The sequence below is a fragment of the Bartonella bilalgolemi genome, from assembly GCF_023500045.1.
Classification (GTDB): domain Bacteria; phylum Pseudomonadota; class Alphaproteobacteria; order Rhizobiales; family Rhizobiaceae; genus Bartonella; species Bartonella bilalgolemii.
Window position 1 is genome coordinate 1 of the sequence record NZ_JAMCOF010000026.1, and the last position, 2,979, is coordinate 2,979.

Below are 2,979 nucleotides of genomic sequence, written 5' to 3' on the forward strand. Positions count from 1 at the left end.
AGAGCCTTTTGATATTTCTCCATCTTTAACACCGGTAATCGTACTAGTGGCAAGATTTCCTTTTTCATCCTTACGTCTTGCGTCATAAGCACCTTTATCTTCATCCCAGTTTAAACCATTCTGTTCTGTTTGCTTCTCGACACTATCAATACGATTATTTAGGTTTTCCATACTTTTGTTAACACCACCAAAAGCATCAGCTACATTATTATAGGTATCATATGTCTTCTCACCAGCTTTACCGCCAAAATTAAATTGAACAACTTCAAACTTTGGATCAGTCCATCCGTTAGCTCCATATCCTGCACCACCTCCAAAATAGTCAGCAAGTTGCTGATTTAATGCATAAAGCTGTCCACCAGTAATTGCTGCAGTCGAAGTTGTTGAAACTTCTCCATCCTTCAAGCCGGAAAGAGTCCGACCTTTTTTCTCTTTGTTCGCAAGATTAATTGCCTCACCACCTGCTTGCGCACCTATTGTAATAACACCCGTCGCAGAATCTTGCTGAATCCAATTATTCTTTTCTAATTCATTTTTTACTGCTTTCAATTGCGAAAAATTAACTGCATCAGTATCTTCTGTCCCAACTAATACGCCTGTAATCTTTTTATTGCCTGCACTGATCCCACTAACCAATATCGCTGGGCCAAGCACATCGCCCTTATCTTTAATCTGTAGGCCATTTTCATTTAAAATATTTTTTCCTACTGTGATAGCATCAGCAGTAATCTTCTTCGCAAGATCAAATGTTATAGCACCTTGATCACTAACCACAATTGAGAGATTCTCACTTCCCGTAAAAAAACCAAGTTCGGAACCTGCTCCAACATTTATAGATTTACCACCTGGAACAAGCAGCTTCCAACCGTTTTTCGCTAAATTTTCAACTGCATTCAGCTGCTTTATATTAGCAGCATCACTATCCACCATACCATCAGCGACACCTGTAATCTTCTTGTCGGCCGCATTGATCCCCATAACTGTCATACTTGGACCATCTTTAAGAATTAAGCCACCTTTATCTAAGATATGTCCTGCTACTGTTAGCTTATCAACGGTGATACTCTTCGCAAGATCAAATGTTACTTTATTCTTTTCATCCTTTGAAATTTGAAGATTGCCAGTAGATGAAAAATCCACAGTACCCCCTGCTTCAACATCTGTCGTATTTTGTCCTCCAACAGAAAGCTTCCAACCTTTTCCTCCCGTATTCTCTGTTACCAATTCCTGTAATGATTTCAACTGTGCAACATTCACAGCATCAGTATCTTGAGTTCCAGCCGCTACTCCCACAATTTGTCGTGTTATCTTTTTCACAACATTACCAACACTAACTGCCGCAGAAGTGCCGGTCCATATAAAATCATCCTTAGAAGCAGTACTACCAGGTTTATAGCCTACAACACCTTTTTTAACATCAGCCACAGATTCAGCACCTAAAGCAACCCCGTTTACAACATTCGCTTGAGCACTGTTTCCTATAGCAATCCCCCCAACGCTATTGTTACCTACCTTAGCGCTAGAACCCAGCGCTACAGAGTTACGAGACCCGGCCCCTACATTAGTGCTATGACCCAGCGCTACAGAGTCACTAGACCCGATCCCTATTTTAGCATTCATACCCAGCGCAACAGAATTATCGGTACCAGCGGACACCTTAGTGTTTGTGCCTATAGCCACAGACCAAGGGGAATCTGCTAACGCAGCCTCACTTATGGCTTGCGTCCCTGGCTCCCCAAGTCTCTCACCTACTAGCTCTCGCCCTATTGCAATCGCATTCGAAATAGCACTCGCCTTTTCACCCAAAACATAGTGGCCACTTATTACAATATCTGCACCAGTTCCACCAATAGCGACACCTGAGCCTATTGTAATTGATCCTTCATCTGACTGAATAGCATCTCCCAAAGCTAGACCATCTGTATAACAACCTATCAGCCCAGGTTGTTTAATACACCTTGGATTATCGGCAGAGCTTCTTACCGTGCTATTAACAGTAAAATTTATTGGATAATCTCCAGACACATAAAAATTATAATCACCTCCAACATTAGGCAAAGCCTCCATGAGCAACTTCTCATATTGCTCTTTTGTAGCTGCTAATAGAGCAGACGACGAAGCATTATCCTCATCATGATCAGAAGCTTTTATATTTAAAAAAGCTAAATCAGGACCTTGAGACATAATTTCTACTGGAGAAAAAGTAGATGCAATGACAGGTGAAACACTCGATAAGAGCACTGTCATAACAGTACCTAATGAAGCGGCTTTCAATAAAGAACAACCCCTTAAATCAGCGCTTTTTAAGCTAAGATATAATCTTTTCATAATTAGTCCTCCAGTAGAAATAAAAAATAAATTTTAGACATTAAAAAGACACATTTAGAGATTATTAGGGGTGGTTAAGATAAGGTCGTGATCATATTAAGAATTCTTCAATTAATGAGGTTTTGGTCTTTTTATTTAAATTGTTTTAGGTTGTTGTTTGTATTTAGCAGTAGTTTCTATCGTTTTGAGGTTTTTTAGTGAGAGTGTATGCCATTAAAAGGACATAATTTTATTTTAATAGGTTATATCATGATTGTATGTGATCTTTTTTATGAGGTATGAGTTTGCGGTCTAATTAAATAAGTATTTTATTATATATAATAAAGTTCGTGGAGAGGGTGTTTGCTTATTTTTTAATATCCTTAATGTGGTGTATTTTAAGAGTGGGCTGCTAATATAAAACACGAAAGGTTGGAATTTAAGTTTTTTTCGTTTTTTAAATATATTTTACTAAAAGGGTGTTAATTTATACGAAAAAAAACTCTCACTTCTGATCTTTTGGAGAAGAAATGAGAGCTTTTCGGGTGGAAATGAGAGTTTTTTGATTGGGTAGTATTAATAGGTAATTAGTTAAGAGTGAACTGTATACCTCCACCTACTCCGAAGTGACTACCTGAGGTTGTTACAGAGATATTAGAGCGAATATTTCCG

1 pseudogene is annotated in these 2,979 nt (G+C 38.5%); it reads right to left on the reverse strand.

The features are described 5' to 3' along the window. Positions 1 to 2,274: pseudogene (locus M4Z11_RS07285) on the reverse strand (hypothetical protein); the annotation flags it as partial. Positions 2,275 to 2,979 lie beyond the last annotated feature (705 nt).